General features: G+C 60.7%; 1 pseudogene. It reads left to right on the plus strand.

The window, feature by feature from the left end:
* Positions 1–31 precede the first annotated feature (31 nt).
* Positions 32–267: pseudogene (locus SB765_RS30200) on the plus strand (shikimate dehydrogenase); the annotation flags it as partial.

A 267-nucleotide genomic window follows, 5' to 3' on the forward strand; every position in this document is an offset into this window, starting at 1 on the left:
CGGCCTACAAGCGATGGAAAATTTCTCGGGCATGCTGATCACCATTCCTCACAAGTTTGCCGCTCGCGAATTTGCCGATGAGGTCAGCCTTGCCGTCCAGGTCTCCGGCAGCACCAACGCATTGCGGCGCAACGAACAAGGCGTATGGGAAGCTGACAACTTCGACGGGACAGGGTTTGTCCTGGGCCTGCAGCGCAAGGGGTACGCGCTGGCCGGCAAGCGTGTCGTACTGGCCGGAGGTGGGGGTGCGGGAAGTTCGATTGCTGT

The sequence above is a fragment of the Pseudomonas sp. SIMBA_067 genome, assembly GCF_046534675.1.
In the GTDB taxonomy this organism is placed as follows: Bacteria; Pseudomonadota; Gammaproteobacteria; order Pseudomonadales; family Pseudomonadaceae; genus Aquipseudomonas; species Aquipseudomonas putida.